29 protein-coding genes, 1 tRNA gene and 1 pseudogene are annotated in these 25,931 nt (G+C 73.8%); 14 read left to right on the top strand and 17 right to left on the bottom strand.

The genetic code is table 11. The features are described from left to right. Nucleotides 1–86 precede the first annotated feature (86 nt). Entirely contained in the window at nucleotides 87–503 is a 417-nt protein-coding gene (locus NFS20_RS14485) for a pilus assembly protein CpaE (RefSeq protein ID WP_251152497.1), read from the bottom strand. A 115-nt stretch (nucleotides 504–618) separates the two neighbouring features. On the opposite strand from NFS20_RS14485, the gene NFS20_RS22295 reads away from it, so the two are divergent. Further along, a complete protein-coding gene (locus NFS20_RS22295; RefSeq protein ID WP_353050464.1) occupies nucleotides 619–2,247 on the top strand; it encodes a mechanosensitive ion channel family protein in 1,629 nt (542 codons plus the stop codon). A 66-nt stretch (nucleotides 2,248–2,313) separates the two neighbouring features. Here the strand turns inward: NFS20_RS22295 and surE are convergent, their stop codons facing one another. The 3 genes from surE to NFS20_RS14465 form a co-directional block, all read right to left on the bottom strand. After that, nucleotides 2,314–3,069, bottom strand: a complete 756-nt coding sequence (gene surE / locus NFS20_RS14475) for a 5'/3'-nucleotidase SurE (protein ID WP_251152496.1) — start codon at nucleotides 3,067–3,069, stop codon at nucleotides 2,314–2,316. 28 nt (nucleotides 3,070–3,097) lie between these two features. Further along, entirely contained in the window at nucleotides 3,098–4,012 is a 915-nt protein-coding gene (locus NFS20_RS14470; protein WP_251152495.1) for a 1-phosphofructokinase family hexose kinase, read from the bottom strand. Nucleotides 4,013–4,174: 162 nt separating this feature from the next. After that, entirely contained in the window at nucleotides 4,175–4,996 is an 822-nt protein-coding gene (locus tag NFS20_RS14465; RefSeq protein ID WP_251152494.1) for a glycerophosphodiester phosphodiesterase, read from the bottom strand. Between the two features lie 130 nt (nucleotides 4,997–5,126). Between NFS20_RS14465 and NFS20_RS14460 the strand changes: the two genes are divergently transcribed. Beyond that, complete coding sequence (locus NFS20_RS14460; RefSeq protein WP_251152493.1) at nucleotides 5,127–5,663, top strand: hypothetical protein; 537 nt, start codon at nucleotides 5,127–5,129, stop codon at nucleotides 5,661–5,663. 19 nt (nucleotides 5,664–5,682) lie between these two features. On the opposite strand, the gene NFS20_RS14455 is transcribed toward NFS20_RS14460, so the two are convergent. Continuing rightward, nucleotides 5,683–6,264 (bottom strand): TIGR03086 family metal-binding protein, encoded by a 582-nt coding sequence (locus NFS20_RS14455; protein WP_251152492.1) that lies wholly within the window; start codon nucleotides 6,262–6,264, stop codon nucleotides 5,683–5,685. A 70-nt stretch (nucleotides 6,265–6,334) separates the two neighbouring features. After that, nucleotides 6,335–6,517, bottom strand: coding sequence for a hypothetical protein (locus NFS20_RS14450; RefSeq protein WP_251152491.1), 183 nt, complete (start codon nucleotides 6,515–6,517; stop codon nucleotides 6,335–6,337). A gap of 135 nt (nucleotides 6,518–6,652) precedes the next feature. On the opposite strand from NFS20_RS14450, the gene NFS20_RS14445 reads away from it, so the two are divergent. The 3 genes and pseudogenes from NFS20_RS14445 to NFS20_RS14435 all read left to right on the top strand — a co-directional run. Then, a complete protein-coding gene (locus NFS20_RS14445; protein WP_251152490.1) occupies nucleotides 6,653–8,290 on the top strand; it encodes a class I SAM-dependent methyltransferase in 1,638 nt (545 codons plus the stop codon). Between the two features lie 31 nt (nucleotides 8,291–8,321). Next, a complete protein-coding gene (locus NFS20_RS14440) occupies nucleotides 8,322–8,930 on the top strand; it encodes a hypothetical protein (protein WP_251152489.1) in 609 nt (202 codons plus the stop codon). Next, nucleotides 8,927–9,319 (top strand): annotated as a pseudogene (locus NFS20_RS14435) (GNAT family N-acetyltransferase); the annotation flags it as partial. The gene NFS20_RS14440 and the pseudogene NFS20_RS14435, both read left to right, overlap by 4 nt. Nucleotides 9,320–9,372: 53 nt before the next feature. On the opposite strand, the gene NFS20_RS14430 reads toward NFS20_RS14435, so the two are convergent. Continuing rightward, entirely contained in the window at nucleotides 9,373–9,993 is a 621-nt protein-coding gene (locus NFS20_RS14430) for a pyridoxamine 5'-phosphate oxidase family protein (protein ID WP_251152488.1), read from the bottom strand. A 48-nt stretch (nucleotides 9,994–10,041) separates the two neighbouring features. Between NFS20_RS14430 and NFS20_RS14425 the strand changes: the two genes are divergently transcribed. Further along, the gene (locus NFS20_RS14425) at nucleotides 10,042–10,677 is read left to right on the top strand and encodes a DinB family protein (protein ID WP_251152487.1); all 636 of its coding nucleotides are present in this window, start codon (nucleotides 10,042–10,044) and stop codon (nucleotides 10,675–10,677) included. A 16-nt stretch (nucleotides 10,678–10,693) separates the two neighbouring features. Here NFS20_RS14425 and rlmC read toward each other — a convergent pair whose 3' ends face one another. Further along, nucleotides 10,694–11,824: a 23S rRNA (uracil(747)-C(5))-methyltransferase RlmC gene (rlmC, locus tag NFS20_RS14420; protein ID WP_251152486.1), complete on the bottom strand. Its 1,131-nt coding sequence runs from the start codon at nucleotides 11,822–11,824 to the stop codon at nucleotides 10,694–10,696. A 108-nt stretch (nucleotides 11,825–11,932) separates the two neighbouring features. Here rlmC and NFS20_RS14415 point away from each other — a divergent pair, with 108 nt between their 5' ends. From NFS20_RS14415 to NFS20_RS14400, 4 genes are all read left to right on the top strand, one after another. After that, nucleotides 11,933–12,415 carry a pyridoxamine 5'-phosphate oxidase family protein gene (locus NFS20_RS14415; protein WP_251152485.1) on the top strand — a complete coding sequence of 161 codons (483 nt, stop codon included), beginning with the start codon at nucleotides 11,933–11,935 and terminating at the stop codon, nucleotides 12,413–12,415. A gap of 102 nt (nucleotides 12,416–12,517) precedes the next feature. After that, entirely contained in the window at nucleotides 12,518–12,742 is a 225-nt protein-coding gene (locus NFS20_RS14410; protein ID WP_251152484.1) for a three-helix bundle dimerization domain-containing protein, read from the top strand. Between the two features lie 283 nt (nucleotides 12,743–13,025). Beyond that, entirely contained in the window at nucleotides 13,026–13,406 is a 381-nt protein-coding gene (locus NFS20_RS14405; RefSeq protein ID WP_251152483.1) for an STAS domain-containing protein, read from the top strand. Continuing rightward, nucleotides 13,403–13,606, top strand: coding sequence for a hypothetical protein (locus NFS20_RS14400; RefSeq protein ID WP_251152482.1), 204 nt, complete (start codon nucleotides 13,403–13,405; stop codon nucleotides 13,604–13,606). Before NFS20_RS14405 ends, NFS20_RS14400 begins: the two co-directional genes overlap by 4 nt. A gap of 55 nt (nucleotides 13,607–13,661) precedes the next feature. Here the strand turns inward: NFS20_RS14400 and NFS20_RS14395 are convergent, their stop codons facing one another. After that, nucleotides 13,662–14,045 (bottom strand): hypothetical protein, encoded by a 384-nt coding sequence (locus tag NFS20_RS14395; RefSeq protein WP_251152481.1) that lies wholly within the window; start codon nucleotides 14,043–14,045, stop codon nucleotides 13,662–13,664. A 263-nt stretch (nucleotides 14,046–14,308) separates the two neighbouring features. After that, nucleotides 14,309–14,384 (bottom strand) — tRNA-Lys (locus NFS20_RS14390). 213 nt (nucleotides 14,385–14,597) lie between these two features. Here NFS20_RS14390 and NFS20_RS14385 point away from each other — a divergent pair. Both NFS20_RS14385 and NFS20_RS14380 read left to right on the top strand, forming a co-directional pair. Further along, complete coding sequence (locus NFS20_RS14385; protein WP_251152480.1) at nucleotides 14,598–15,593, top strand: ScyD/ScyE family protein; 996 nt, start codon at nucleotides 14,598–14,600, stop codon at nucleotides 15,591–15,593. Between the two features lie 287 nt (nucleotides 15,594–15,880). Further along, nucleotides 15,881–16,162, top strand: coding sequence for a HesB/IscA family protein (locus NFS20_RS14380; protein WP_251152479.1), 282 nt, complete (start codon nucleotides 15,881–15,883; stop codon nucleotides 16,160–16,162). A gap of 135 nt (nucleotides 16,163–16,297) precedes the next feature. Here NFS20_RS14380 and NFS20_RS14375 read toward each other — a convergent pair whose 3' ends face one another. Beyond that, nucleotides 16,298–16,726 (bottom strand): hypothetical protein, encoded by a 429-nt coding sequence (locus NFS20_RS14375; RefSeq protein WP_251152478.1) that lies wholly within the window; start codon nucleotides 16,724–16,726, stop codon nucleotides 16,298–16,300. Further along, nucleotides 16,702–17,478 (bottom strand): M50 family metallopeptidase, encoded by a 777-nt coding sequence (locus tag NFS20_RS14370; RefSeq protein WP_251152477.1) that lies wholly within the window; start codon nucleotides 17,476–17,478, stop codon nucleotides 16,702–16,704. Before NFS20_RS14370 ends, NFS20_RS14375 begins: the two co-directional genes overlap by 25 nt. A gap of 339 nt (nucleotides 17,479–17,817) precedes the next feature. Here NFS20_RS14370 and NFS20_RS14365 point away from each other — a divergent pair, with 339 nt between their 5' ends. Then, a complete protein-coding gene (locus tag NFS20_RS14365) occupies nucleotides 17,818–19,335 on the top strand; it encodes a DEAD/DEAH box helicase (protein ID WP_251152476.1) in 1,518 nt (505 codons plus the stop codon). Between the two features lie 107 nt (nucleotides 19,336–19,442). Here NFS20_RS14365 and NFS20_RS14360 read toward each other — a convergent pair whose 3' ends face one another. Both NFS20_RS14360 and NFS20_RS14355 read right to left on the bottom strand, forming a co-directional pair. Beyond that, a complete protein-coding gene (locus NFS20_RS14360; protein ID WP_251152475.1) occupies nucleotides 19,443–21,809 on the bottom strand; it encodes an arylsulfatase in 2,367 nt (788 codons plus the stop codon). 146 nt (nucleotides 21,810–21,955) lie between these two features. Next, on the bottom strand, nucleotides 21,956–22,456 hold the full coding sequence (locus tag NFS20_RS14355) for a hypothetical protein (RefSeq protein WP_251152474.1): 501 nt from the start codon (nucleotides 22,454–22,456) through the stop codon (nucleotides 21,956–21,958). 89 nt (nucleotides 22,457–22,545) lie between these two features. Between NFS20_RS14355 and msrB the strand changes: the two genes are divergently transcribed. Then, nucleotides 22,546–22,974 carry a peptide-methionine (R)-S-oxide reductase MsrB gene (msrB, locus tag NFS20_RS14350; RefSeq protein WP_251152473.1) on the top strand — a complete coding sequence of 143 codons (429 nt, stop codon included), beginning with the start codon at nucleotides 22,546–22,548 and terminating at the stop codon, nucleotides 22,972–22,974. On the opposite strand, the gene NFS20_RS14345 is transcribed toward msrB, so the two are convergent. The 3 genes from NFS20_RS14345 to NFS20_RS14335 all read right to left on the bottom strand — a co-directional run bounded on the left by NFS20_RS14345 (nucleotide 22,946) and on the right by NFS20_RS14335 (nucleotide 25,739). Further along, nucleotides 22,946–23,374 (bottom strand): ribosomal maturation YjgA family protein, encoded by a 429-nt coding sequence (locus NFS20_RS14345; RefSeq protein WP_251152472.1) that lies wholly within the window; start codon nucleotides 23,372–23,374, stop codon nucleotides 22,946–22,948. The two genes, msrB and NFS20_RS14345, sit on opposite strands and share 29 nt — an antisense overlap. 5 nt (nucleotides 23,375–23,379) lie before the next feature. Further along, nucleotides 23,380–23,871 carry a MarR family winged helix-turn-helix transcriptional regulator gene (locus tag NFS20_RS14340; protein WP_251152471.1) on the bottom strand — a complete coding sequence of 164 codons (492 nt, stop codon included), beginning with the start codon at nucleotides 23,869–23,871 and terminating at the stop codon, nucleotides 23,380–23,382. Between the two features lie 149 nt (nucleotides 23,872–24,020). Next, nucleotides 24,021–25,739 (bottom strand): MDR family MFS transporter, encoded by a 1,719-nt coding sequence (locus tag NFS20_RS14335; protein WP_502800826.1) that lies wholly within the window; start codon nucleotides 25,737–25,739, stop codon nucleotides 24,021–24,023. Nucleotides 25,740–25,931 lie beyond the last annotated feature (192 nt).

Here is a 25,931-nt window from a genome sequence, read left to right as displayed (position 1 = left end):
ATCTCTCCCGAGGGCGTGCAGGACCCGGCGGAACGTGGTCGGCGCACCGCGCAGACCGTCCCGCCACCGACGGTTCACGGGGCCGGTCAGGGGCGGTCCCCGGTGCTGGCGGTGACGAGGGCGAGCAGTGCCCGGCCGTAGGCGTCGGCCGGGTCGGCGGCCGCGTGGGTCGCGGCGTCGTCGAGCAGCACGGTGTGCACGACGTACTCGTCGCCGGTCCGCTCGAGGCACCGGAACGTGCCGCCGAGCAGCTCGCGCAGCTGGTCCTCCAGGGGGTGCCACAGCGCGTCCTCGAGCGCCACGGAGTCCAGCGCCCACTCGGTCGTGCCGTTGAAGCCGAGCACGACGCCCGTGTCGAACTCGTGCGGCTCGATCGTCATGTCGCTCACGGTGAAGACGTCGCCGCCCGGACCGGTCGCCAGCAGCCGGAACCGGTCGCCGGAGGCGGGGGACCACCGCAGACCGGCGTCGCGCAGGGAGAGGGCGAGGTCCCACGAGATCATGCGCCCACGGTAGGCCCGGCGTCGGGCCGGCGCCCGTCGCGCGGCCGGCCCCGCGGTGACGCGCGTCTCGGCACCGCCTCGCGCGCCGAGAGCGTGTGCTGCCTACCTTGGGGGGATGGAACCGGAGATCGAGAACGCCACGGACATCCTCGTGACGCTGGGTGCCGTCGCCGCCGGGATCGTGGTCGCGTTCCTGCTCGGCACGATCCTCTCGGCCGTGGTCCGGCGCCTCGGCCGGCGCAGCGAGCTGATGCGCGACCTCTCGCGGCGGCTGCGCCGCCCGGACCGTGCCATCCTCATGGTCCTCGCGGTGTGGGTCGCGGTGCGTCTCACGACGGACGCGTCGACGCCGTGGCTGCCCGTCGTCGAGCACCTGCTCCTCATCACGCTCATCGGGGTCGGCGCGTGGTGGGTGGGTGCGTTCGCGTTCGTGCTGGAGGACTCCGCGCTGCAGCGGTACCGCATCGACACCGCGGACAACCGGCACGCGCGCCGCGTGCGGACGCAGATCACGGTGCTGCGACGCCTCACCGTCGCGGTCATCGTCGTGTGCGCGATCGCGGGCGTCCTGCTCACGTTCCCCGAGGCGCGGGCGGCCGGGGCGAGCCTCCTCGCGTCCGCCGGCCTCATCTCGATCGTCGCCGGGCTCGCCGCGCAGACGTCGCTCGCGAACGTCTTCGCGGGCATGCAGATCGCCTTCACCGACGCGATCCGCGTGGACGACGTCGTCGTGCTCGAGGCGGAGTGGGGCCGGATCGAGGAGATCACCATGACGTACGTCGTGGTGCACCTGTGGGACGACCGGCGGCTCATCCTCCCCTCGACCTACTTCACGACGACGCCGTTCCAGAACTGGACACGGCGCGCCGCGGACCTGCTCGGCACGGTCGAGCTCGACCTCGACTTCGAGGTGCCCGTGGGCGCGATGCGCGCCGAGCTCAAGCGGCTGCTGGCCCTCACCGAGCTGTGGGACGAGCGCGTCGGGATCCTCCAGGTGACCGACGCCGTCGGAGGGCTCGTGCGCGTGCGCGCGCTCGTCAGCGCGCACGACGCCCCGACACTGTTCGACCTGCGCTGCTTCGTCCGTGAAGGGCTCGTGGACTGGTTGCAGCGGGCTGCACCGCAGGGCCTGCCGCGCACGCGCTGGGAGGGTGCCGCCACGACCGTGCCCGACGACGCGGGGAGGCCCGCGCTCGCCGCGCACCCGGACGACGCCCAGGCGGACGGCCCGGGACCCGACCGGCCCGCGGACCGGCGTCCCGACGACGAGGGCGACCGGGCGGACGACGAGCCGCCCGTCGCGCCGTCGCGCCCGCCGCGGCTCCCCCCGGACCGCGGCTCCCGACGCGCCGACGCGCCCGTCGTGCTCGGCACGATCCGGCGTGCGGGAAAGGCAGGAGCCGTGCCGAGCGAGGACCCGACCCGGCTCGTCGGGGTCGTCCCCGGCCCGGCTGGCGGTGCCACGGGCGAGACGAGGCTGCTGCCCGCCGTCGGGCACGACGAGGACGGCGTGCCGGAGGCGGCCGAGTCCGCGTTCTTCAGCGGCAGCGCCGAGGGCGAGCAGCGCTCGAAGGCGTTCTCCGGACCGGGGCAGGACGTCATCGAGGAGCGCGAGCGCACTGCCGAGCACGCGCGCGTGGAGGAGGAGGCCTTCGACGCCTCGGCGGACGCCCGGCGGGACCAGGACGAGGCCGAGGACCCGGATCCCGAGCACGGGGACGGCGACCGCCGAGCACGGGACTGACCACCGGATCCGGTCAGATCCGGTGGCGGACCCCGTGCTCGGCGGACGACCGCACGGACGGAGGGTCTACCCGAGCCCGGGGATCTCCACGCTCGCGTCGGCGAACGGCGCGCGCAGCAGGGTCGCCGTGGCCCAGCCGCGCGTCAGCAGGCCGGTGTCCGACTCGGGCTCCGAGTGCCGCTCCGTCCCCGAGTACTGCAGCATGAGGTGGCGGTCGCCGTCCTCGTGCACGCGCGCCTGCACGAGACCGAACGTCGCGAGGGGTGCCGAGCGCAGCCCGCGGAGCCGGTCCGTCGGGCAGTCGGGGACGTTGACGTTGAGCGTGCGCCCCTCGAGGGGCGTGCTGCGCACCCAGTCGAGCACGTGGTCCGTGACCAGCCGCGCGGTCTCCCAGTGCCGCGGCTCGGCGGCGTCGACGGAGACCGCGATCGACGTGATGCCGTGCGTCGTCGCGGACAGCGCCGCGCCGACGGTGCCGGAGTGCAGGATCGCGTTGCCCGTGTTCGCGCCCTTGTTCACGCCCGAGAGCACGAGGTCGGGCTTCGGGCCGAACCCGCCGTACGCCGCCACGAACGCGATGAGCGCCGGCGCGGCGCGGACCGCGAAGGACGCCGTCACGCCCTCGGGCAGACCGGGCGCGTCCCGGGGCTCGACGACGAGGCGTCCGTCGTGCTCGGCGCCGAGCAGGGACGCGCTCGCCCCGGAGGACTCGCGGGCAGGGGCGGCGACGGTCACGTCGTAGCCGGCGTCGAGGGCCGCGCCGGCGAGCACGGCCAGGCCGGGGGAGTCGATCCCGTCGTCGTTGGTCACGAGTGCGTGCACGATGTCCTCCGGGTGGGTCGTCGGTCGGTCAGGAGGCCTCGCGCACCGTGACACGCCGCGCGAAGCGTTCGATCTGGTCGCGGCGACCGGTGCCCAGCCCCCGCCGCGTGACGTTGAGCGCCCCCGCGGCGGCGCCCATGCGGACCGCGTCGGGCAGCTCGAGACCGCGCCCCAGCCCGACGGCGATCCCGGCGGTCATCGAGTCGCCCGCGCCGCGGTGGTCCACGGTCGTGACGCGCGGGGTCGTGACGCGGTAGGTGTGCTCGCGCGTCACGAGCAGCGTGGGGTCCTGCGCGCGCGAGACGACGACGGCCCGCACGCCGGCGTCGACCATCCCCCGGGCGGAGGCGAGGAGCGCCGTCTCGGAGTCGTCGTCGCTGAACCCGCCCTCGACGAGCTCCTCGTGGCTCATCTTCAGCACGACGCCGGGCGCGTCGCAGACGGCGCGCGCCTGGTCGCGGGACAGGTCCGCGACGACCTGACGGTCGGACGCGTGGAGGTCGCGCGCGAGCCGGCCGAAGAACGACGCGGGCACGCCGACCGCCGTCTCCGAACCGGTGAGGATCGTGACGGCGGCGTCGAGGGCGCTCACGAGGACGGTGCTGTACAGGTCGTCGACCTCGTGCCGGTTGAGGGGGTACGGGTCCATCGTCACGACCTCGGTGCGCTCGCCGCTGCGCCGGTCGTGGACGAACGCGCCGTTGCCGCCCGTCCCGACCGTGCGGAGCTCGAGGTTCTCGGCGCGCGCGAGGTGCGCCGCGACCGTGCCGGTCTCCCCGCCGAACGGTCCGCACACGACGACGCGCGCGCCGAGCGAGTACGCCATGCGCCCGAGCCACAGTCCCTGCCCGCCCGGGTGGACGTGCACCTCGGGCGACGACTCGTGCGGCCCCGCGGGCTCGATCTCGATCGTGAGCAGCGGCGTGAGGGCGAGGACGCACACCGTGGGCGTGCGGGCCTCGGTCGGGGCGATCGTGGCGGGAGGGGCGCAGCCCCGTGGTCGGGGCGAGAGGCACCGCGGGGGCGGTGTCCGGGGACGCCGGGGCGGGTGCCGGGGCCGGGGTCGTCGCGCTCATCCGTCGAGGCTAGGTCGCGCGGCGCCGCCTCACCCGGCGAGCGGGGCGTCCGGGGTGCCGAGACGGCCGTCGAGCCAGCCCGCGAGGCGGTCGGGCCGGTCGGTGACGACGCCGTCGACCCCGCGACGGAGCAGGTCGAGCCACTCCCCGGGCTCGTCCGCCGTCCACACGAGGACACGCAGACCGGCGTCGTGCAGCACGTCCACGAGGTCCGGTTCGCGCCGCAGCAGCGCGAGCTCCGGGTTGCACGCCGCGACGCCCAGGTCGGCGCACACCTGCACGAGCTCGTCCGTGCTGTCGGGACGCAGCGCGAGGAGGAGACCGCGCGCGAGGTGCGGCGCGGCGTCGCGCAGGGCGGCGACGGTCGGCGGCCAGAACGACTGCACGACGACGCGCCCGGCGAGTCCCGCGGCGTCGACCTCCTTCGCGACGAGCCGGGCGTCGTCGGCCGACCAGATCCCCTTGAGCTCGACGAGCAGGTCGATGCCGGGCCGTTCCGCCACCAGGCGCGTGACGTCCTCGAACGTCGGGACGCGCTGCCCGGCGTAGGCGCGCGAGAAGGAGGCCCCGGCGTCGAGCCCGCGCAGCGCGTCGAGGGTCAGGTCGGCGACGCGACCCGTGCCGTCGGTCGTCTCGTCGACGGTGTCGTCGTGGAGCACGACTACGCGGCGGTCCGCCGTGAGGTGCACGTCGAGCTCGATCGCGTCGGCACCCGCGCGCCACGCCGACTCGAACGCGGCCAGCGTGTTCTGCGGTGCGACGGACGAGCTCCCGCGGTGCGCGACGACGGCCGGTCGCCCTGCGCGTGTCGCCACCGGGAGCAGAAGACGGGGCAGGTCGTCGAGGGCCATGTCGTCAGTCTCGCCACGCGGGCGGTGGCGCGCCAGGGTTCCGCGCCGCCCGTCGCCGACCCTTCGCCGGCCGTTCACCCGGCCGCCCCCGGGTTGGGCGCTCCCCGGTGCGGATGGTTCCATGCTGTCCATGGCCCTCCGACCCGTCTCCTCCCGACCCGCCCTGTCCCGGTCCGCCGCCGTCGTCGCCGGCGTGCTCTGCGCCGCCCTGCTGACCGCGTGCTCGGGCGGGGCCGACGAGCCGGACGACCCCACGCCGTCGGCCACGTCGTCGACCGGTGCGGGCGCCGACGCGACGGACGGCACCGCGAGCCCGGACGAGACCCTCACGGCGCAGCAGGCGTGCGCCGCGATGTACGTCGACGGTGACGAGCCGCTCGAGCGCCGCGTCGTCGCCGCGCTCGTCGGCATCAGCGAGGACGGGGCCGGGACCGAGACCGTGAGCACGATGACCGCGGTCGGGATCGAGCTCGGCAGCCTCTCGGTGACGGTGCCGCCCGAGTTCGAGGGCGCCGTCGACGCGGTGCGCGTGCCGTTCCTCCAGCTCCAGGAGAACCTCGACACGGGGACCGAGGAGTCGGTCGACCTCGACGTCGCCTCGGCGCGCGAGGGCCTCACGGAGTACCGCGAGCTGTGCGACGCCGCGGGGGAGACCCCGGGCGCCTGATGCTCCCGGACCCCGACGGTCAGCGGCGGCGGCCCGTGAGGGCGAGCAGGCGCGTGAGGTCGTCCGCGTCGTCCTCGACGTCGAGCGGGCCGCGGAACAGCGGGCCCGGGTCGAGCAGCGTGGAGCGCGCCTCCGCGTAGTGCAGCGCCCACGCGACGAGCGCCGGGTCCACGACCTCGTCGCCGTCCGTCGCCCGGGCGAGGTCCCACGCGTGGACCACGAGGTCGAACGTCATCTGCGCGCAGTACTCCGCCGCGGACGTCTCCCCGTACGACAGGTGCACCACGCGGTCGAGCGCGTCCGGCGCGAGGAACGCCTCGCGCGCCTGCACGGACGCGTCGACCCAGCGGTCGACGGGGTCGTCGCCCAGCACGTCGCCGTCGAGCACGGTGCCGACGTCCGCGAGGGTCCGGCCGGCGAGGAGCTCCGGCGCCCAGAGCTGCTCCGGCGCCCAGAGCTGCTCCGCCGTCAGGTGGTTGACGAGGTCGCGCACCGTCCAGTCGTCGTCCGGGGTGCGCCGGGCCCAGTCGTCGTCGGTCAGCGGACGCACGCGTGCGTCGAACGCGCCGATCGCGTCCCCGTGGGCGGAGAGCACGTCCATCGTCGTCCTCCTCGGTGAGCCTGCGTCCACCGTCGCACGGATCGCACGACCCGGCGCGGACAGCCTCGCGTCAGGACCGCAGCACGAGGCTGACGACGATCGCGATCACGCCCCAGAGGACGAGTCCCGCACCGCAGCCGATCGCCAACCCGTTCGCGCCCGTCGACCGGCCCCGGGGCACGGCGCGGACGGCCGCCGCGGAGATCGCGAGGCCGGACACGACAAGCACAGCCCCCGCGATGATCCAGAACATCGCGATCACCGTGCCACAGGTCAGGTGCCCACCGCATCGTGGACGGGCGTCCAGTGCGCTCGCGGCCCGCGCCGGCCGTCCCCTCCGGTACGGGCGGACTTGCGCTGCGGGACCCGCCACCAGCACCGTAGCCCCGTGCACCGAACCGACGGCCCCGTCCGCCGCATCCTCTTCCCCGGCCGTCACCACCTCGTCACGCGGTTCCAGGTCGACTACCTGCGCGCCCTGCGTGCCGGGCTCGTCCGGGACCTCGACGGGCGGCGCGTCCGCTGCGCCCCCGACGTCGAGGTCGTCTGGGTCGTGACCTCCGCCAACCACTCGGGCACACGGCGCAACCCGCTGCCGGGACACCGCCGCGAGGCGCTGATCGAGAACGTCGCGGTCCGCGAGGGCCTGCCGAGCGTCGTCGTCCCCGTGCCGGACGCGGCGCCGAACCCGCGGTTCGCGACCCTCGTCGTGACGAGCGTCGCGACGGGCACCGGCCGCGAGCCCACGCCGGCCGACACCGTCGTGGCGTGCTCGACGCCGTCCCTGATCGACGCCTACCGCGAGCTGGGCTTCCGGGTCGCGGGAGTCGAGCTCGACGCGGCGGAGGACGACGGCGGACCCGGCGGCGGGGCGCGCGCGACGGGTGGGACGGTCGCGCGGCCGTGGGACGTCGTCGAGCTCCTCGCCGCGGGCGACGAGCACTGGCGCGAGGTCGCGCACCCTGCGGTGCCCGACTTCTACGCGCGCTACGGCCTCGTCGCGCACGTGCGGGAGATCTTCGCCGACCCGGTGGTCTCGGGCGACGGCGACCTCACGACGACGCGCGACTACCGCACGTACGCCGCCGCGTTCGAGGAGGCGTCGGCGCGCAAGTGGGCGCAGGTCGCGCCGCACGTGCGTCCCGGGCGGGTCGTCGACATCGGGTGCGCGACCGGCGGGCTGCTGGAGCACGCAGCGCGCGAGCCGCGCCTGCACGAGTCCGACCTGTTCGGCGTCGACGTCGCGCGGCACCTGGTCGCCGAGGCCGAGCACAAGAAGGCGCAAGGAGTGTTCGCCAACCCGAACGTGTGGTTCGTGCAGGCGAACATCCTCGCGCGGTCGGTCATGCCGGACGCGTCCGTGGACACGACGCTCACGATCGCGCTCACGCACGAGGTGTCGTCGTACGGGGACGGCGTGCGCGACGTCGAGCTGTTCGCCCGGCGCGTGCTGCGGCACACGCGGCCCGGAGGGGTCTGGGTCAACTCGGACGTGTGCGGGCCCGCGGACCCGGGCCGCGTCGTCGTGCTCACGCTGCGGACGGACGACGGCGCTGCGGCCGCCGGGGACGGGCCGGACGGGGCACGGACCGACCTCGACTCGCTCGCGCGCGAGGACGTCGCCGCGTACGTCGGCGGGCTGTCGACCGACGCGCGCCTCGCGCAGTTCGCGCACGACTTCCCGCGGTCGTCGGGGGCGACGTTCGCTCCCGAGCGGCTGGGCGACGGGCGCTGGCGGCTCACGCTGCGCGAGGCGATGGAGTTCCTCACGCGCAAGGACTACGTGGACAACTGGTTGTCGGAGGCGCACGAGCGGTTCTGCGACCTCAGCGGACCGCGATGGGCGTCGCTGCTCGAGGAGGCGGGCTTCGAGCTCGAGCCCGGCAGCGGCGCGTGGCGCAACGACTGGCTCGTCGAGCACGCGTTCGCGCCGGTGGCGACGCTGCACGACGCCACGACCGGCGAGCCCGTCGACTGGCCGGACACGCACGTGCTGACGGTCGCGCGCCGCCCGGAGCTCGCCTGACCGCTCGCGGGCTGCCGGGCGGGCTGGGATCGTGGGAGCCGTGCTGCTCGACGCGCGGACGCTGCAGGGCATCCAGGACGGGACCGTGACGCTCGCGTTCCGCCGCTGGACCGTGCCGCGCGTGCACGTCGGGACGCGGCAGCGGACGAGCATCGGCGTGGTCGAGGTGACCTCGGTCGAGCGCGTCCCGCTCGGACCGGACGGCGTCCCGCTGGTGCCCGACGCCGACGCGCGGCTCGCCGGTCTGGCCTCCCCCGAGCGCGTGCTGGCCCGGGGCGCAGCGCGCGAGGGCGACCTCTATCGCGTCGGGCTGCGGTTCGCGGGCGCGGACCCGCGCGTCGCGCTGCGCGCGGACGCCGAGCTCGACGCGGCCGCCGTCGAGCGGATCGGCGCGAGCCTCGCCCGCAAGGACCGGGCCGCCACCGAGCCGTGGACGCGCGCCTACCTCGAGCTCGTCGCCGCCCACCCGGGGGTCGTGGCGCGCGAGCTCGCGGCCGGGCTCGGGGTGGCGCGCGACGACTTCAAGGTCCGCGTGCGGCGGCTCAAGGAGCTCGGGCTCACGGAGAGCCTCGAGGTCGGGTACCGGATCTCGCCGCGTGGCGCCGCGTACCTCGCCGCCACGCGCGAGGACCGGACGTGACCGTCCACCCCCCGTCGACGCTCCCGGTGGTCGGCACGCCCACCGTGCTGCTGCGCCGCACCACGGTCGACGACTGGCCGCTCGAGCAGGCGCTGTCCCGCGTCGACGACGTACCCCGGTGGACGTTCGTGCCGCCGCGGATGACCGACGCGCAGGCGCGCCGCTGGGCGCGCGCAGCCGTCGAGCGCGCCGAGGCCGGGGTCGGCGTGCGCTACGTGGTGGAGTGCGACGGCGAGGACGCAGGGGTCGCGGGGATCGCCGGGCTCGGCACGTCGGCACCTGCCGTGTTCTACGCGCTGCTTCCCGGCGCTCGCGGACGCGGCCTCGCGACGCGCGCCGTCCGCTCGCTGACGGGGTGGGCGCACGACAGCGGCGCCGCGGAGGTGCGGCTGCTCACCCGGGTGGGCAACGAGCCGAGCGAGGCCGTCGCCGAGCGGTCCGGCTACCGGCTGCTGGGCGAGACGACGGACGAGCGGGACGGGTCGCGCGTCAGGGTCTGGGCCGCCGCGCCACCGTCGAGAGCCGGGAGCGCGTCGATGCTCCGCGAGTTCTTGAGCAGGCGGTAGTCGTCGAGCTGCTCGGGCGTCTTGCGTGCCGCCCAGCGGTCCAGCAGGTCGCGGTCCTCGACGAGCTCCATGCGGGGCACGGAGAAGCCGCACGAGTCGGAGACGCGCGTGACGTCCACGACGACGACGCCGCGCTGCCCGGCCGTCTGGTCCTTGGCGAAGAGGGGGCGCAGCGCGTCGAACTCCTCCGTGCCGGCCTCGACGTAGCGCCCGGTGCCGTGGAACCGCACGATGTTCGGCGGCCCGTCGAACGCGCAGAACATGATGACGATGCGGCCGTTCTCGCGGAGGTGGGCCGGCGTCTCCGCGCCCGATCCCGTGTAGTCGAGGTAGGCGACGCGGTGCGGCCCGAGGACGGCGAACGTCCCCGCCATGCCCTTGGGGGCGACGTTGACGTGACCGTCCGCGGCGAGCGGGGCGGTGCCGACGAAGAACACCGGCTGCGCCAGGACGAACGACGCGAGGCGGTCGGTGATCTGCTCGTGGAGGGTCGCCATGGGGCGAGTCTGGCACCGCTGCGGGTGGCCGGGAGTAGCGTCCGGGGAATGAGCGCACCTGCCACGACCCCACCTGCGAACCCGTCGCCGGAGGACCCCAAGGACACGCTGCTGCGATACCTCGCGCGCGAGCGCGCGGCGCTGCTCGGCAAGGCCGAAGGGCTGAGCGAGCACGACGTCCGTCGCCCCCTGACCCGCACGGGCACCAACCTCCTGGGGCTGCTCAAGCACGTCGCGAGCGTGCAGGTCGGCTACCTGTGCGAGACCTTCGGCGGCACGCACGACCTCGCGATGCCGTGGTTCGACGGCGAGGACATGGAGGTCAACGCCGACATGTGGGCGACCGCGGACGAGTCGCGCGAGGAGATCCTCGAGCTCTTCCGGCGCTCGTCCGAGATCTCGGACGAGACGGTCGCCGGTCTCGACCTCGACGCGCGCGGCGAGGTGCCGTGGTGGCCGCCGGAGCGGCGCGTCGTGACGCTCCACCAGATTCTCGTGCACATGCTCGACGAGATGGCGCACCACGCGGGTCATGCCGACATCGTGCGCGAGCTCGTCGACGGCGCCGCCGGCAACGGCCGGGGAGACCTGCCCGAGCAGTCCGACGCGGAGTGGACGGCCTACCGGCAGCGGGTCGAGGACGCGGCGGTCGAGGCCGCGCGCCGGGCGGGCGAGAGCGTGTGACGCGGCCCGCGACGCGTCACGCGCGCTCGAGGAGGACCGCGACCTCGTAGTGCGCGGTGTGCGGGAACATGTCGAGCACGCGCGCCTCGCGCGGCCGCAACGACGGCATGAGCGCGAGGTCGCGCGCGAGCGACGTCGCGTTGCAGCTCGAGTACACGACGTGCCGAACGTCCGACGCCTCGAGCCACGTGCTCAGCGTCTCGCCGACGCCGCGGCGCGGAGGGTTCACGACGACCAGTCCGGGCTGCGCGCCAGGCGACGACCCGAGCGCGAACGCCGTCGCGTCCTCGGCGTGGAACGTCGTGCGGTCCAGGCCTGCGTCCTGCGCCGTGAGCCGCGCGCTCGCGATCGCCTCGACGCTCGTCTCGACGCCGACGACGTCGCGCCCCGCACCGGCGACGTGCAGCGCGAACCCTCCGACGCCGCAGTACAGGTCCCAGACCGAGGAGGGGCCGGCGTCGTCCACCCAGTCGCGGCCCTGGCGGTACAGCGCCGCGGCGACCTCGGTGTTGGTCTGGAAGAAGCTCTGCGGGCGCAGGTGCAGGTCGATGCCGTTCACCGACATGCGCAGGGTCTCCGTGTCGGTGAGGAGGATCTCGGTCTCGCCCTCGACGACGGCCTTGTGCTCGGGATGGATGTTCGCGGAGACGACGCGCAGCCGCGGGAGCGCGTCGAGCAACGCGGGCAGGTGCTTGCGGAGCCGGGGCACCGACTCGGTCGAGCGCAGGACGAACCGGGCCATGAGGTCGCCGTCGGGCGACAGGGTCACGAGCACGTACTTCAGCTCGCCCCGCCGGGCGCGGACGTCGTAGGGGACGAGGCGTGCTCGCGTGACGATCTCCGCGAGCGGTCCGAACGCGTCCTGCAGCGCCGCGGGGTAGAGGGGGCAGTCCGTGAGGTCGACGCCGCCGGCCTCGTCGAGGATCCCGAGCACCGGGTCGTCCACGGTCCCCGTGACGACCATCTTCGCCTTGTTGCGGAAACCGGCCTCAGGCGAGGTCACCGGGTCGAGCCACCGCAGCCCGGGAGCGAGCGGGGCGAGCAGGTCGGCGCAGTGCCGCTGCTTGCCCGCGAGCTGGGCCGGGTACGGCTGCTCGAGGAGCGTGCACGACCGGCACCGCCAGGCGTCGAAGTGGTGGCACTGCACTCGTTCGAGTCTACGGCCCGGTCCTGTCCTCGGTCCGCGGGGACGGCTAGCCTGGCGTCGACGGCCGCCGGGCGGACGGTCCGGGGGCGTGGCACGAGCGGAGACACGATGGTCGAGCTCACGACGCGGGACGTGTGGCGCGTCCTCTTGAAGCAGAACTTCATGGTCCTGGGCATGGTGTCGGCGCGCGGCGAAGCGCGGACCGCGGGCGTCATGCTCCACGTCGAAGGGCGCCGCCTGTGGTCGACGACGAACGACGACGAGTGGAAGGCGAAGCACCTCGCGGCGAACCCGCAGGTCTCCGTCACGGTACCCGTCCCGAAGCGTCTGCCGTTCGTGCCCTGGGTCAAGGTGCCCGCCGCCACCGTCACGTTCACCGCGGTCGCGACGCTCGTGCCCGCGGCGTCGATCCCCGGCAGCGTGCGCGCGGTGCTGCTGAAGGGTCTTGACGTCGAGGAGGACGGCGCGCGCGGAGCGCTCGTGGGGATCCGCCTCGAGCCCTACGGGGACTTCGTCACGTACGGCGTCGGTGTGTCGCTGCTGGGGATGCGGGACACCGAGAGGGCACGAGGGCGCGCTCGCGCTGCCTGACGACGGCCGACGTGCGACGGGTCGTCGTCGTGCTGCTCCGGCGGACCCCCGAGTTCACGGCACGTTCGCCCTGCCGCAACCGCGCCGTGCGAACCTGCCCGCATGACAGCCGACGAGACCCGCGAGATCGACGTCGTGGTCCAGCGCATCGCGGACCGGTTCCCGGGCGTGGACCCGGACGACGTGCGCGCGCAGGTGCACGCCGAGCTCGAGGTCTTCGACGACGCGCACGTGCGCGACTTCGTGCCCGTGCTCGTGGAGAACGCGGTCATGGACACGTTGCGGGCGTCGCTCGAGCCGACGCCGATCGTCCCGCCCGAGGCCTGAGACCTGGAAGGCGAGGACGCGACCGAGCCCGGACTGTAAGGTCCCGGACCGCCTCGGCTGGGACGACACCGGGCCCGCGGAGTACGTCGCCGTCGCCAGCCTCCAGGCCGACGCCCTCGTCACGGAGGACGCCGAGCGGGCCCGGGCCGCGGAGGGGCTCGTGCGCGTCGCGTCGTGCGGGGAGCTGTCGGGGCTCGCGTGAGCGCGGGGGACCCGCTCGGTGAGCGAGCACGCGACATGGCGCGTACCGTCGAGCCGCTGACGACGAGGAGTGCGGATCACGGTGAACAGGGAAGTAGTGGGCGACGTCGCGATCGAGGACGGCGGGTCGCGGTGGGTGATGTGGGGCGAGATCGACTTCTCCGTGACGCACCGGGTCAAGCGGGCCCTGGCCTCCACCATCGACGGCTTCCCGAAGACCATCGACCTCCGGCGCGTGACCTTCATGGACTCGTCGGGCCTGCACCTGCTCCTCATGAAGGTGACGGCCGCGAGCCGTCCGCGGCTCGTCGATGCCCCGCAGCCCGTCCTCGACCTGCTCGACATGAGCAGCGCGCGAGGACTGGTCGAGCTCGTCGACGGTCCACACGACGACGGCGCGAGCACTCCCGGCGGAACCGCCGTGGGGCCCGCGCCGACCAGCGGCGCAGGACGGGGCGCGTGAGGCACTGGACGCCGACGACCGACATGGTGCGTCGGCTCTACGTCGCCGGTCGAGAGGCGACGAGCCCCGCGGAGACGCTGCGCATGCGACCCGAGGACATCGGCGCCGAGTTCGACCGGTGGTTCGCGGAGGCCGTCCGGCGCGCTTCCCGCCAGGACGCCGGGCCGGCGGAGGGTGACCCGACGGGCGGGCGCTCCTGACGCCGCTGCAGGACCGGTCGACCACCAGCGCTCGGCCGTGCGCCGCCACGTGCCGCTAGGTGTTCTCGCCGCCGTAGAACGTCCAGATGCGGTGCTGCGTATGCGGGTCGATGCGGCGACGCGGGCTGGTGGAGCCGCCGACGTGAGCCGCGAGCCAGGAGCGCAGCGAGCTCGAGGAGGTCTCGACCTCGCGGGCGAGCTCGTCGACGGTCGGCCATGCCGACCGCGCGGTGCGGACCTGGTTCCCCGTGGCCGCGAGGTGGATGTCGCCGCCCCATGCCATGGCTTCGACGGGTGACGAGAACCCGCCGATGCGACCGGGCCGGGGCAGGGGTTTCTCGAGGCACCACTCCTCCGCCCGCGTGACGACCCGGTACACCCCCTCGGGTGCCGTGGCCTCGTACCCGCCGTCCTCCGTCGCCTTCCAGCTCAGCCCCATGAGGCGAAGTATTGCAGCGATGCGCCTCGAATGAAACATGAGCGAGACGCGGACCTCGACTTCACCCGCTGGCTCCTGGACACTCGTCCAGTTCGCGACCTACGGTGGACGCAGCGCCGGTGCCCCCACCATCGCCCCCCGCTGGTGGGGGTGCCGGCCGTCAACGCGGTGCTGTCGAGCCGCTCCGCGCGGCATGGGCTCGGGGCCGCTCCGCGACGTGCTGGCGGCGGACGTGCGCCGGCCGGCTCGGCTCCATCGAGAGGTGGTGGGCCCCGTGGGGTTCGAACCCACAACCTACGGATTAAAAGTCCGCAGCTCTGCCAGTTGAGCTAGAGGCCCCGGACGAGCGCGCTGCGATCGTCGGGGACAGCCTACGCGGGCGTGCGCAGCCCCTGGATCCGGAGCGCCACGACCCGTGACGCCCGCCCGGCACGGGAGTAGCGTCGTCCGTGAGGGGGCAGCACTTCGTCCCGACCCGGCACGCGGCGATCTCCCGACCGCGCCGGGCCCGACCCGTACCTGTGCACCGTCGCACCATGGAAGGGGTCTGCCGTGCACACCCCGCGCCGTCTGACCGTCCTCGTCCTCTCCGCACTCCTCCTCGCGACCTCGGCCTCGGCCGCCGTCGCGACACCACCACGACCCGACCCCTCGCACTCCGCACCGACCCTCCTGGCGACCGGGCTCTCCGGAGGCGCGGGCAGCACGATCGGGCCCGACGGCTCCCTCTACGTGACCGAGCCGCGGTCCGGCGAGGTCTCCCGGGTCGACCGCCGGACCGGTGAGATCTCGACCGTCGTGTCCGGCCTGCCGACGCAGCTGCCCGGGACACCGGGTGGCGCGATCGACGTCGCGTTCCTCGGGCGCACCGCCTACGTCCTCGTGACCATCGTCGAGCCAGCCGTCGTCGGCCTCTATCGCGTGGACCGGTCCGGCGGCGTGACCCCGGTGGCCGACATCGGTGCCTGGTCGATCGCGAACCCGCCCGACACGGACTTCTTCGTGCCCTCGGGCGTGCAGTACGCGCTCGAGAGCTACCGGGGCGGCTTCCTCGTGACGGACGGGCATCACAACCGGGTGCTGCGCGTGACGACGCGCGGTGAGGTCACCGAGGTCCTCGCGCTCGGCAACGTCGTGCCCACGGGTCTCGAGACCGTCGGCCGCACGGTCCTGCTCGCGCAGGCCGGTCCGGTCCCGCACCTGCCGGAGGACGGGCGCGTCGTCGCGTTCCGGCCCGGGTCGCAGGACGTGCGAGAGGTCGCCTCCGGCGGTCGGCTGCTCGTGGACGTCGAGAGCGGGCACGGTCACCTGTTCGCGCTCGCCCAGGGCACGTTCACGCCGGGGAGCCCCGAGGGGTCGCCGGCCGCTCCGGACACCGGACAGCTCCTGGAGGTCGGTCGCCACGGCGACCTGCGAGCCGTCGCGGTCGGCCTCGACCGGCCGACGTCGGTCGAGATCGTCGGGCGCACTGCCTACGTCGTCACGCTCGACGGGGAGGTGTGGACCGTGCGCCTGGGGCACGGCCACGGGCACTCGCACGGCCACTGAGCCGCACTCCACCAGCGCGCCGCCCTGCATCGGTGGGTCGCGAGACGCCGCCGGACCCGCGCGGGCGCGTACCGTACGCGCCGCTCCCCGGACTGTCCTGTGCGGTCTTGCTGCGTGAGAAATTCGGTGAGATCGGGGTGTGGCGCTTGCGCCGTCCGCCGGATCTTGCTTGGTTGGAGGAGACCGAGGGGCCCGCGGGAGGGTGCACCGACGGCAGGTCACACCCCCCAGGTGTGAGCCGCACGGACGTGTCCCGTGGCCCCCGCCCGGCGACGAGAGGAGCTCTCGTGCTCACCCTGACCGACAACGCCCGTACCGCTGTCCAGGACCTCACCACGCAGGCCGGTGTCCCCGAGGGAGGCGGTCTCCGGATCGCCGAGTCCGCGGACCAGGCCGGCAGCTTCGAGCTCGCGCTCGTTCCCGCCCCGCAGCCCGACGACGAGGTCGTCGAGAACGGCGAGGCCAAGGTGTTCGTGGAGTCCGCCACCGTGCCGACGCTCTCGAACCTCACGCTCGACACCGACCCGAACGCTCAGGGTCCGTCGTTCGTCCTGACCCCTCAGGGCTGACGCCGCACGCACTTCGGCGACGCGCCGCTCTCCTCCTCCAGGCGCGTCCTCGAACCCCGACGGGTCGTCCGCATCGCGGGCGGCCCGTCGTCGTGCCCGGTCGGGTCAGACCTGCGCCAGCAGCCTCGGACGTCCTCAGCGCGCGTCGCGCGCCGCGGCGGCGACCTCCGCGGCGACCGCGCCGGCGCGCCAGCAGCGGAACCGCAGGACGCCGCGCTCGTGGTGCACCGCGACGATCCCGGTGAGGACCCCTGGCTCCGTCTCGACCGACGTCACGTCCCGCAGCGCGAGCATCATCTCGCCCGGCAGCCCACGGAGCAGCGCCTGGTCCGCGCGTGAGACGCCGAACCACAGGTGGTCCGGGACGACGGCGAACCGCGTCCCGACCCAGATCTCCGCCCGTCTCCGCCGCCATCTCTCGACGGTCCGACCCACCCCGGTCGCCGTGGACGGGACGTCCCGCCGGTCGGTCCCGGGGAGGAGCAGGTTCGCGAGGCGCCGCCCCGACCCGCGTCCTTCCGGCGCGTCCGCGGAGCGCGTCACGTCGCCGGCCCGACGATCCACCAGCCGCCGAGCACCGCGGCGCCGACCGTGACGACGAGGAACACGCCGACCCAGACGAGCCCCGGCACGCGGGTGAGCCGGGCGAGGATGTCGGCGTCGGAGGCGGCGGCCCGTCCGCGCGCCCGCTCGCTCTGGAGCTCGAGCACGGGGCGGACGGCGCCGAGGAGCAGGAACCACGTCACGGCGTAGGCGACGGCGCTCTGGACCGCCGGCGCTGCCCACCACGAGACCGCCACGAGCGCAGCACCGCTCACGAGCACCGACCACAGGCCGAACCAGTTGCGGATCTGCAGCAGCAGGAGCGCGAGCAGCAGCACGAGCAGCCACAGCAGCCCGACGGCGTAGCCCTGGCGGAGGAGAGCGGCCGCACCGAGCCCGATCAGGCCCGGGCCGACGTAGCCCATGAACGCGGTGAGCACCATGCCGAACCCGCGCGGCCGGCCCGAGGAGACCGTCAGCCCGGACGTGTCCGAGTGCAGCCGGATGCCCGACAGGCGCCGCCCCGTCAGGACCGCGGCGAGCGCGTGCGCGCCCTCGTGCGCGATGGTGATCACGTGCCGCGCCACGCGCCACACCGGGGTCACGAGCACGACGGCGAGCGCGAGGACGCCCATGGCGGCGACCACCGCGGGGTCCGGGGGAGCGACGGGGGTCACCGCGGCGTCCCAGATCTGCCCGACGACGTCCCCCACCGACGAGGCGACGCCACCGCCCGAGGTGGCACCGCCGTCGGACAGGGTGGTCAGGGCCATAGCGGCCTTCGTCAGCGCGTCCACGCGCGCCATTCCACCACGCCTGGCGGACAGCGGTCCCCGGCGTCCCGACTCCCGGTGCGCCGAGCACGACCTGGTGCGCGGTCGAGCACGACATCACGGTCGTTCTGCGTCTGATATCGACCGTCAGGTCGTGCTCGGCCGCGGACCCCGCGGTCCCGCCCGACGTGACGCCGCACACGCTTCCCGGCCGCACGGCGTCGGGCATGAGACACTGGTCGGACGAGGGCAGTGCGAACTGCGCGCCCCGCGTCGTGGAGATCCCCCCGGATTGCGTGCGGCGGACCCCGACCCCAGCCTCGAGAGGCCTTTCTTCCTGTGACTTCCTTTGCCGACTTCGGCCTGCCCACCACCGTCGTGCGCGAGCTCTCGCGCCAGGGCATCGACTCCCCGTTCCCCATCCAGACCGCCACGCTGCCCGACTCGATGAAGGGCCGCGACGTCCTCGGCCGTGGCCGCACGGGCTCCGGCAAGACGCTGGCGTTCTCGCTCCCGACCGTCTCGCGGCTCGCCCACGCGAAGACCTCGCGGCACCCGCGTCGGCCCCGCGCGCTCGTGCTGTGCCCCACGCGCGAGCTCGCCAACCAGATCAACGCCACGATGGAGCCCGTCGCGAAGGCCCTCGGCCTGACGACGACGACGATCTTCGGCGGCGTCGCGCAGTCGCGCCAGGTCGCCGCGCTCGACAAGGGCGTGGACATCGTCATCGCGTGCCCCGGCCGCCTCGAGGACCTCCTCAACCAGCGCCTGCTCACGCTCGACGGCATCGAGATCACCGTGCTCGACGAGGCCGACCACATGGCCGACCTCGGGTTCCTGCCCGGCGTGAAGCGCATCATGGACAAGACCCCGAAGAAGGGTCAGCGCATGCTGTTCTCCGCGACGCTCGACAACGGCGTGGACCAGCTCGTCAAGCGCTACCTCAGCAACCCGGTGCGCCACTCCGTGGACGACGCCGCGGCCGCGCCCCCGCAGATGACGCACCACATCCTCGCGGTGCGCGACGCGGAGGCGAAGAAGCAGGTCGTGCACGAGCTCGCGTCGGGCACCGGTCGCCGCGTCCTGTTCATGAAGACGAAGCACCAGGCGAAGAAGCTCGCGAGGCAGCTCACCGCCGCGGGCGTCCCCGCCGTGGACCTGCACGGCAACCTCGGCCAGGGCGCGCGTGAGCGCAACCTCGAGGCGTTCTCCTCGGGCACCGTGAAGGTGCTCGTCGCGACCGACATCGCCGCGCGCGGCATCCACGTCGACGAGGTCGAGCTCGTCGTGCACGTCGACCCGCCGGCCGAGCACAAGGCCTACCTCCACCGCTCGGGCCGCACGGCGCGCGCGGGCTCCGAGGGCGTCGTCGTCACCGTGATGCTCCCCGAGCAGCGCGGCGACGTGCGCGACCTGACCCGCAAGGCGAAGATCACGGCGCAGCCGAAGCCCGTCGACCCGGGCGACGCCACGCTGAAGGCGCTCGTCGGCGACATCGCGGCGTATGTGCGCCCGGCCGACATCACGCCCCCGCAGACGCAGGCCCGGCGCGGCACGCCGTCGACCAACGGCGGCTCGCGCGCGTCGCGCCGTGGCCAGGGCTCCGGCCAGGGCGGCGCTCCGCGCGGCCAGTCCGCCGGCGGCCAGGGCGGCCAGCGCCAGACGGCGCAGCGTTCCGGCGGCGCCGGCCGCCCCGCCGGTGGCTCGTCGGGCGGCTCGTCGCGTGGCGGGCAGTCCCGCGGCGGTCAGCAGGGCCAGCAGTCGGCAGGGCAGGGCGGCTCCGCCCGCCGCGGCGGCCGCGGCCGCGCGCAGCGCCCCGCGGGCGGGACCGTCTACTCGACGTCCTCCGCGCGCTGACCGCAGCACCTTGCAGCACGGCCGGCGGGCCGAGGACGGGAGATCCGTCCTCGGCCCGCTGCCGTACCCGCTCCTGGCGGTACCTCGCCCCCGCCGTCCCGTCGTCGCTACTGCCGTGCCATCGCGATCCGGAGCACCGTCTCCGGGTCCACGAGGTGGTCGTGCGTGTCGCCGCCCACGTCGAGCTGCACCCACTGCAGCCGCCCGGTGAACCGGCTCGTCCGGGTGGTGTAGTCGGGCGACACGCACGTGCCCGACTCGTAGCCGACGTCCGTGGTCTCGTCCGCGGAGAAGACCATCGGCTGCGTCGCGTCGACGCGGCCGGTGCCGACCGGCTCGCCGTCGTGGAACAGCGTGACGTCGCCGCCCTTGCCGAGGCCTCCGCCGTCGTACGCGAGCTCGGCGCGCACCTGGTGGCTGCCGGTGGGCAGCGGGACGTCCGCCCGGACGGCGAAGTGGTGGATGCCGAGCACGTTGTAGAGGAACGTGAGGCGTCCCTCGTGGACGTACAGGCTCCACCCGCCGAACCGGCCACCCTGCGCGATCAGCACCCCCTGCGCCGGTTCGTCGCGGACGTCGACCTGCGCGGTGACGGAGAACGACCTGTTCTTGACGCTCAGCACGCTGTTCTCCGACAGGCGCCCCATGCCGGGGTAGAACACCTGCCGCGTCCCCCGCAGGAGCGTCGGCCGACCGGCCATCGACGGCTCGAGCCGTTCTGCGCCGCGGTCGTCCAGCGGGAGGACGCCGTACTTCGCCGCCTCGATGAGCCACAGCCGCTGCAGCCTGGCGAGCACGTCCGGGCGCTCCGCGGCGAGGTCGTGCGCCTGGCTGAAGTCCGCCGACCCGTCATAGAGCTCCCACGTGTCGTCGTCGAACGGCACGAGATCGCCGCCCACCATGACCCACGGGGTGCGGTGCTTCGTGACCGCGCTCCAGCCCTTGTGGTAGATCCCGCGGTTCCCGAACATCTCGAAGTACTGGAGGTCGTGCCGCTCCGGGACCTCGGGGTCGTCGAACGCGTACAGCATCGACGTGCCCTCCATCGGTGACTGCAGCACGCCGTTGACCATCGTGGGCTCCGGGATCCCGGCCGCCTCGAGGACCGTCGGCGCGACGTCGACCACGTGCGTGAACTGCGAGCGCAGACCGCCGCGCTCCGCGATCCGCCGGGGCCAGTGCACGATCGTCCCGTTGCGCGTCCCGCCCCAGTGCGACGCCACCTGCTTGGTCCACTGCAGCGGCGAGTTCATGGCCCACGCCCACCCGACGGCGTAGTGGTTGTACGAGGCCGGCGACCCGAGGTCGTCCATCGTCGAGCGCAGGAACTCGGGCGTCTCGAGCGCCGCCATGCCGTTGAAGTTCGCCATCTCGTTGAACGCGCCGTTCACCGTGCCCTCGGCCGACGCACCGTTGTCGCCGATGACGTAGTAGACGAGCGTGTCCTCGAGGACGCCCAGCTCCTCGAGGGTGTCGACGAACCGGCCGACGTGGTGGTCGGTGTGCTCGAGGAACCCCGCGTAGACCTCCATCTGGCGGGCGAGGACCGGCTTCAGGTCGTCGGGCATGTCGTCCCACGCGGGGATCTCCTCGTGCCGTGCCGTGAGCTCGGTGCCCTCGGGCACGACCCCGAGCTCCTGTTGGCGGGCGAAGATCCGCTCACGCTGGACGTCCCAGCCGTCGTCGAACGCGCCACGGTACTTCTGGATCCACTCGGCGGGAACGTGGTGCGGCGCGTGCGTCGCACCGGGCGCGAGGTAGACGAAGAAGGGCTTGTCCGGCATGAGCGCCTTCTGCTGACGCACCCATGCCGCGGCGTGGTCCACGAGGTCCTCGGTGAGGTGGTAGCCCTCCTCGGCCGTAGCGGGCGGCTCGACGGGCGTCGTCCCGTCGTAGAGCGCCGGGTCCCACTGGTTGTTCTCGCCGCCGATGAAGCCGTAGAAGGTCTCGAAGCCGCCACCCCCCGACGGCCAGGCGTCGAACGGCCCCATGGGGGACGACTGCCACACGGGGACCTCGTGGCACTTGCCGAACTGCGCCGTCGAGTAGCCGTTGAGCCGCAGCGTGAGGGCGAGCGGCGCCTTCGTGTTGGGCCGCAGCGAGCTGTTGCCGGGCGCCGACGTCGCCGTCTCGGTGATGCTCCCCATGCCGACCGAGTGGTGGTTGCGGCCCGTGAGGAGCGCCTGGCGCGTCGGGGCGCACAGCGCCGTGGTGTGGAACCTGTTGAACCGCAGACCGCCCGCCGCGAGCCGCTCGGCGGTCGGGGTGCGGCACGGGCCGCCGAACGCGCTGGAGGCGCCGAACCCGACGTCGTCCAGGAGGATCACGACGACGTTCGGCGCGCCCTCGGGCGGGAGCAGCGGTTCGATCGGCGGGAACGCGGTGTCGGGATCCCGCGCGTCGTACGTCGTCAGGCCGGGCGGCGTGCGATCGGGGATCGGCAGCATCGAGCGGGCGTGCTGGTCGGGACGCATGGTGCCTCCTCGGGCAGGGCGGACGCGAGCGTCACGCCGCTGCGGACGCCCTGCTGGCGTCTGCCAGTGTGATCTGTATCACGTGCTGCCGACGAGTGCGACCCGGGTCTCCGCCGGGGCGCGCGGACCGGGGCTCAGGCAGCGGTTCAGTGCAGGAGGTACTTCAGGAGGATCACCACGAGGCCGAAGCCGGCCGCCACGCACGTCTCGCCGACCAGCGGCCAGCCCCGCACCCCGGCCCGGGTCGCGGCGTACCAGCCGGCCGCGGCGAGCAGCACGACCGTGAACCACAGGGCGACGAAGGACGCGGTCTCGGCGTCGAGGCCCGCGACCCGCCCGACGGCGAAGACGACGATCGGGGGGATGCTGCCGACGAGCACGCCGGTGTTGGTCCGCAGCGCCTCGTTGAGCCGATGGCCCGACGAGTGGTCCGGGTCCGAGAACCGGCCGCCGATCGCGTCCACGTAGACGTGGGTGAGCCAGTAGATGACGGCGACCACCGAGGCGGCGATCGCGACGCGGTCGCTGTCGACGGTGTGGACGCTGTTCACGGCGAGCACGGACCCGGTGACGACGGCGCCGTACAGGAGATCCGGCGCGGCGCGCGCGTGGACGTGACGTCGCAGTCTGTTCGGCACCTCGGCCATGGGGTCATCCTCCCCGCTGACGGGACGGTGCGCCACGGGGCCAGGAACACCGGGCGCGTCAGGACGGTTGGGAACGGCGGAGGTGGATCATGACCGACAAGACCCACGAGAACACCGGTACCTACCAGGTGACGAAGACGGACGAGCAGTGGCGCGAGGAGCTCACGCCGCAGGAGTATGCCGTCCTGCGCCACGCGGGCACGGAGCGTGCCTGGACGGGCGAGCTGCTCGACGAGAAGCGCGTCGGCGTCTACAGCTGTCGCGCGTGCGGCAACGAGCTCTTCCGCTCGGACACCAAGTTCGACTCGCACTGCGGGTGGCCGAGCTTCTTCAGCCCTCTCGCCGGCGACCGCGTCGAGCTGCTCACCGACAGCAGCCTCGGGATGGTGCGCACCGAGGTGCGCTGCGCCCGGTGCGGCTCGCACCTGGGGCACGTCTTCGACGACGCGCCGCAGACCCCGACGGGCGACCGCTTCTGCATGAACTCCGTCAGCCTGACGTTCGAGCCGACGGCGTGACGCCCGCCGTCGTGCGCCGACCCGTGCGGCGCGCGACGAGCGACCGGACCAGGACGTCGCCCCCCACGGCGAGGGCGACTCCGACCGCGTAGCAGGCCAGGTCCCGCACCGCGAACGTGCTGCCCAGCAGCCACGCCGCGGGCGGGACCTCGTCGTTCACGGCCGCCGCGAGGCCGGTGGCCTGCAGTGCCTCGACCGCCCCGCACCACGCGAGTGCGAGCGCGCCGACCGCGACGGGGCGGGTGCGCACGAGGACGAGCGCCACGAGCAGGTAGGTCGCCACCGCGTACAGCACGTCACCGCCGACGTCGCCCCACGGGTCCGGCACGCGGGTCGCCACGACGAGGCCCGCGAGCACCACGGCGGCGAGCGCCGCCACGAGGGCGAGGCGCCGCCGCACCGGCGTCACCGCGTGGCGTTCCAGCGCACGACGTCCTCGGAGTAGCGGTGCAGGAGCCCCGCGAGCCTCGCGACGTCGTCGCGCTCCCACCCGGCGAGCGCCTCGGTGATGGACTGGACCCGGCCACGGTGGGCGGCCTGGAGACGTGCCGCGCCGTCGGGGGTGAGCGTGATGAGCTGGCCGCGCGAGTCGTCGGGGTCGACCTCGCGCGCGACGAGCCCGAGCGAGTGCATGCGGCTGAGCTGGCGGGAGATGGTCGCCCGCCCGACGCCGAAGTGCGCCGCGAGGTCGGAGCCCCGGACGCCCGGGCGGTCCGCGATGTGCGCCAGGATCGGGTAGGCGCTCGCCTCCAGACCGGGGTGGATCCGGCGCGCCATGGCGGCGGCCGCCGCCCCGGCGCGGCGCAGCAGGATGCGCAGCTCGCGCTCGAGGTCGACGTACGCGACGTCGGGCTCGGTCGTCGGGGTGGCGCTCGGGGCAGGCGTTTCGGCGGACACAGGCCCATCATGGCGGCAAGGGGGAGGAAAGGTCACGATCGTTCGGCAAACCTCACCCTGCTGGACACCTGACCAGCACGTCGAGTGCATGAGAAATGCGGCCCCGAATCGTCTCGGGACCGCATGTCTCACGCACTCGGGGCCTGGGGTCAGCGCGACGGCCGAGCCGTGGCCTCGTCGTCGACGACGCCACCGGGCGCCCACGCGTCGACGAGCGTCGACTCGGCCTCCTCGACGAGGGTGACCCGTCCAGGCGTGGAGTCCACGGGCGCGTCGTCGGCGTCCGCCGACGCAGCCGCCTCGCGCTCGAGCCGCTCCTGCAGGCCCGTCTTGGTGCCGAGCGGCACCTCCTTGAGGAAGGCCACCGCGATCAGCGCGACGAGCGCGAGCGGCACCGCGACGAGGAAGATCTCGGCGATCCCGTCGCCGTACGACTTCTCGACGAGGTCCCGGAGCGGCGCGGGCAGGGTCGCGACGTCGGGCACCGCGCTGCTGCCGCCCATCGAGTCGGCCGGGACGCCCATCGCGGTGAGGCCGGACCGGATCGACGACGTCACCGTGCTCGCGAGCACCGCACCGAGCACGGACACGCCGATCGCACCACCGAGCGTCCGGAAGAACGCCACGGTGGACGACCCGGCACCCATCTCCTCGACGGCGAGCGTGTTCTGGACCGCCAGGACCAGGTTCTGCATGAGCATGCCCATCGAGGTGCCGAGCATGAACAGGTAGAGGCTCACCAGGACGAAGCTCGTGTGGTAGTCGATCGTCGACAGCGCGAGCAGGGACACGGTGAGCAGCGCGGCACCGGAGACCATGATCGTCTTGTACCGGCCGGTCCGGGTGATGAGCTGGCCGAACAGCGTCGACGCCACGAACGTGCCGATGATCATGGGGATGGTCAGGAGGCCCGACTCGGTCGGCGTCTTGCCGCGCGCGACCTGCATGTACTGGCTGAGGAAGACGGCCGTGCCGAACATCGCGACACCGACCGCGACCGACGCCACGACCGCGAGGACGAACGTGCGGTTCTTGAACAGGTGCAGCGGGATGATCGGCTCGGGGGTGACGCGCTCGACGAGCACGGCGCCGACGAGCGCGGCCAGGGCACCGCCGACCATGACGAAGGTCTGCCACGAGAGCCACTCGAAGTTCTGGCCCGCGAACGTGACCCAGAGCAGGAGCGTGGCGACGCCGACGCTGATGAGGACGGCGCCCCAGTAGTCGATGCGCACGACCCTGCGCGCCATCGCCGGCAGGTGCAGCGTGCGCTGGAGCACGACGATCGCGGCGATCGCGAACGGCAGGCCGACGAAGAAGTTCAGGCGCCAGCTCACGGTGTCGGTGAGCACGCCCCCGAGCAGCGGGCCGCCGATCTGGCTGACGGCCATGATGCCGCCCATGAGGCCCATGAACTTGCCGCGCTCGCGCGGGGAGATGATGTCGGTGATGAGCACGGTCGCGAGCGCCATGAGGCCGCCGGCGCCGATGCCCTGGAAGGCGCGGAGCGCGATGAGGGTCTCGACGTTCTGCGACAGCCCGGCCAGCGCCGAGGACACGACCGCGACCACCAGGGCGACCTGGATGAGGACCTTGCGGTTCGTGAGGTCGGCGAGCTTGCCCCAGATGGGGGTCGAGATGCACATCGCGAGGAGGGTCGACGTGACGACCCAGGTGTAGGAGGACTGCGACCCGTCCAGGTCGCTGACGATCTTGGGCAGCGAGCTCGACACGATGGAGCTGGCGAGGATCGCGACGAACATGCCGAGGAGGATCCCGGAGAGGGACTCCATGACCTCGCGGCGGGTCATCGTGGTCTGCCCGGCGGACGCGGGTGGCGCCTCGGCGGGGGTGGTGGCACTGGTCATGCGGGGGTGCTCCTCGGGGGTGCTGGCGGTGCGGGGAGGTCGGGGGTGGCGTGGCGTGGCCGGAGGCGGCGTGGGCCGCGCGACCGCCCCGGTCCCGCGGTCGATCTGCTCGGTCGCGGCGACGATCTCGTCGGTCGACCAGTCGGCGAAGGTCTCGGCGCTCATCACGTCGATCAGGGCGAACGAGCGTCG

The organism is Cellulosimicrobium sp. Marseille-Q4280 (assembly GCF_943181405.1).
Lineage (GTDB): Bacteria > Actinomycetota > Actinomycetes > Actinomycetales > Cellulomonadaceae > Cellulosimicrobium.
Note: the sequence above shows the minus strand (reverse complement) of the source record. Positions and strands in the feature narration are given on the sequence as shown.

Coding starts and splice junctions, on each gene's coding strand:
- NFS20_RS14395 (WP_251152481.1), bottom strand. CDS start 14,045: ATGGGGCTGAGCTGGAAGGCGACGGAGGACGGCGGGTACGAGGCCACG.
- NFS20_RS14370 (WP_251152477.1), bottom strand. CDS start 17,478: ATGGCCCTGACCACCCTGTCCGACGGCGGTGCCACCTCGGGCGGTGGC.
- NFS20_RS14430 (WP_251152488.1), bottom strand. CDS start 9,993: ATGGCGACCCTCCACGAGCAGATCACCGACCGCCTCGCGTCGTTCGTC.
- NFS20_RS14460 (WP_251152493.1), top strand. CDS start 5,127: ATGGCCCTCCGACCCGTCTCCTCCCGACCCGCCCTGTCCCGGTCCGCC.
- NFS20_RS14415 (WP_251152485.1), top strand. CDS start 11,933: ATGGTCGAGCTCACGACGCGGGACGTGTGGCGCGTCCTCTTGAAGCAG.
- NFS20_RS14425 (WP_251152487.1), top strand. CDS start 10,042: ATGAGCGCACCTGCCACGACCCCACCTGCGAACCCGTCGCCGGAGGAC.
- NFS20_RS14360 (WP_251152475.1), bottom strand. CDS start 21,809: ATGCGTCCCGACCAGCACGCCCGCTCGATGCTGCCGATCCCCGATCGC.
- NFS20_RS14465 (WP_251152494.1), bottom strand. CDS start 4,996: ATGGCCCTCGACGACCTGCCCCGTCTTCTGCTCCCGGTGGCGACACGC.
- NFS20_RS14410 (WP_251152484.1), top strand. CDS start 12,518: ATGACAGCCGACGAGACCCGCGAGATCGACGTCGTGGTCCAGCGCATC.
- NFS20_RS14455 (WP_251152492.1), bottom strand. CDS start 6,264: ATGGACGTGCTCTCCGCCCACGGGGACGCGATCGGCGCGTTCGACGCA.
- NFS20_RS14335 (WP_502800826.1), bottom strand. CDS start 25,739: ATGACCAGTGCCACCACCCCCGCCGAGGCGCCACCCGCGTCCGCCGGG.
- NFS20_RS22295 (WP_353050464.1), top strand. CDS start 619: ATGGAACCGGAGATCGAGAACGCCACGGACATCCTCGTGACGCTGGGT.
- NFS20_RS14450 (WP_251152491.1), bottom strand. CDS start 6,517: ATGTTCTGGATCATCGCGGGGGCTGTGCTTGTCGTGTCCGGCCTCGCG.
- NFS20_RS14355 (WP_251152474.1), bottom strand. CDS start 22,456: ATGGCCGAGGTGCCGAACAGACTGCGACGTCACGTCCACGCGCGCGCC.
- msrB (WP_251152473.1), top strand. CDS start 22,546: ATGACCGACAAGACCCACGAGAACACCGGTACCTACCAGGTGACGAAG.
- NFS20_RS14485 (WP_251152497.1), bottom strand. CDS start 503: ATGATCTCGTGGGACCTCGCCCTCTCCCTGCGCGACGCCGGTCTGCGG.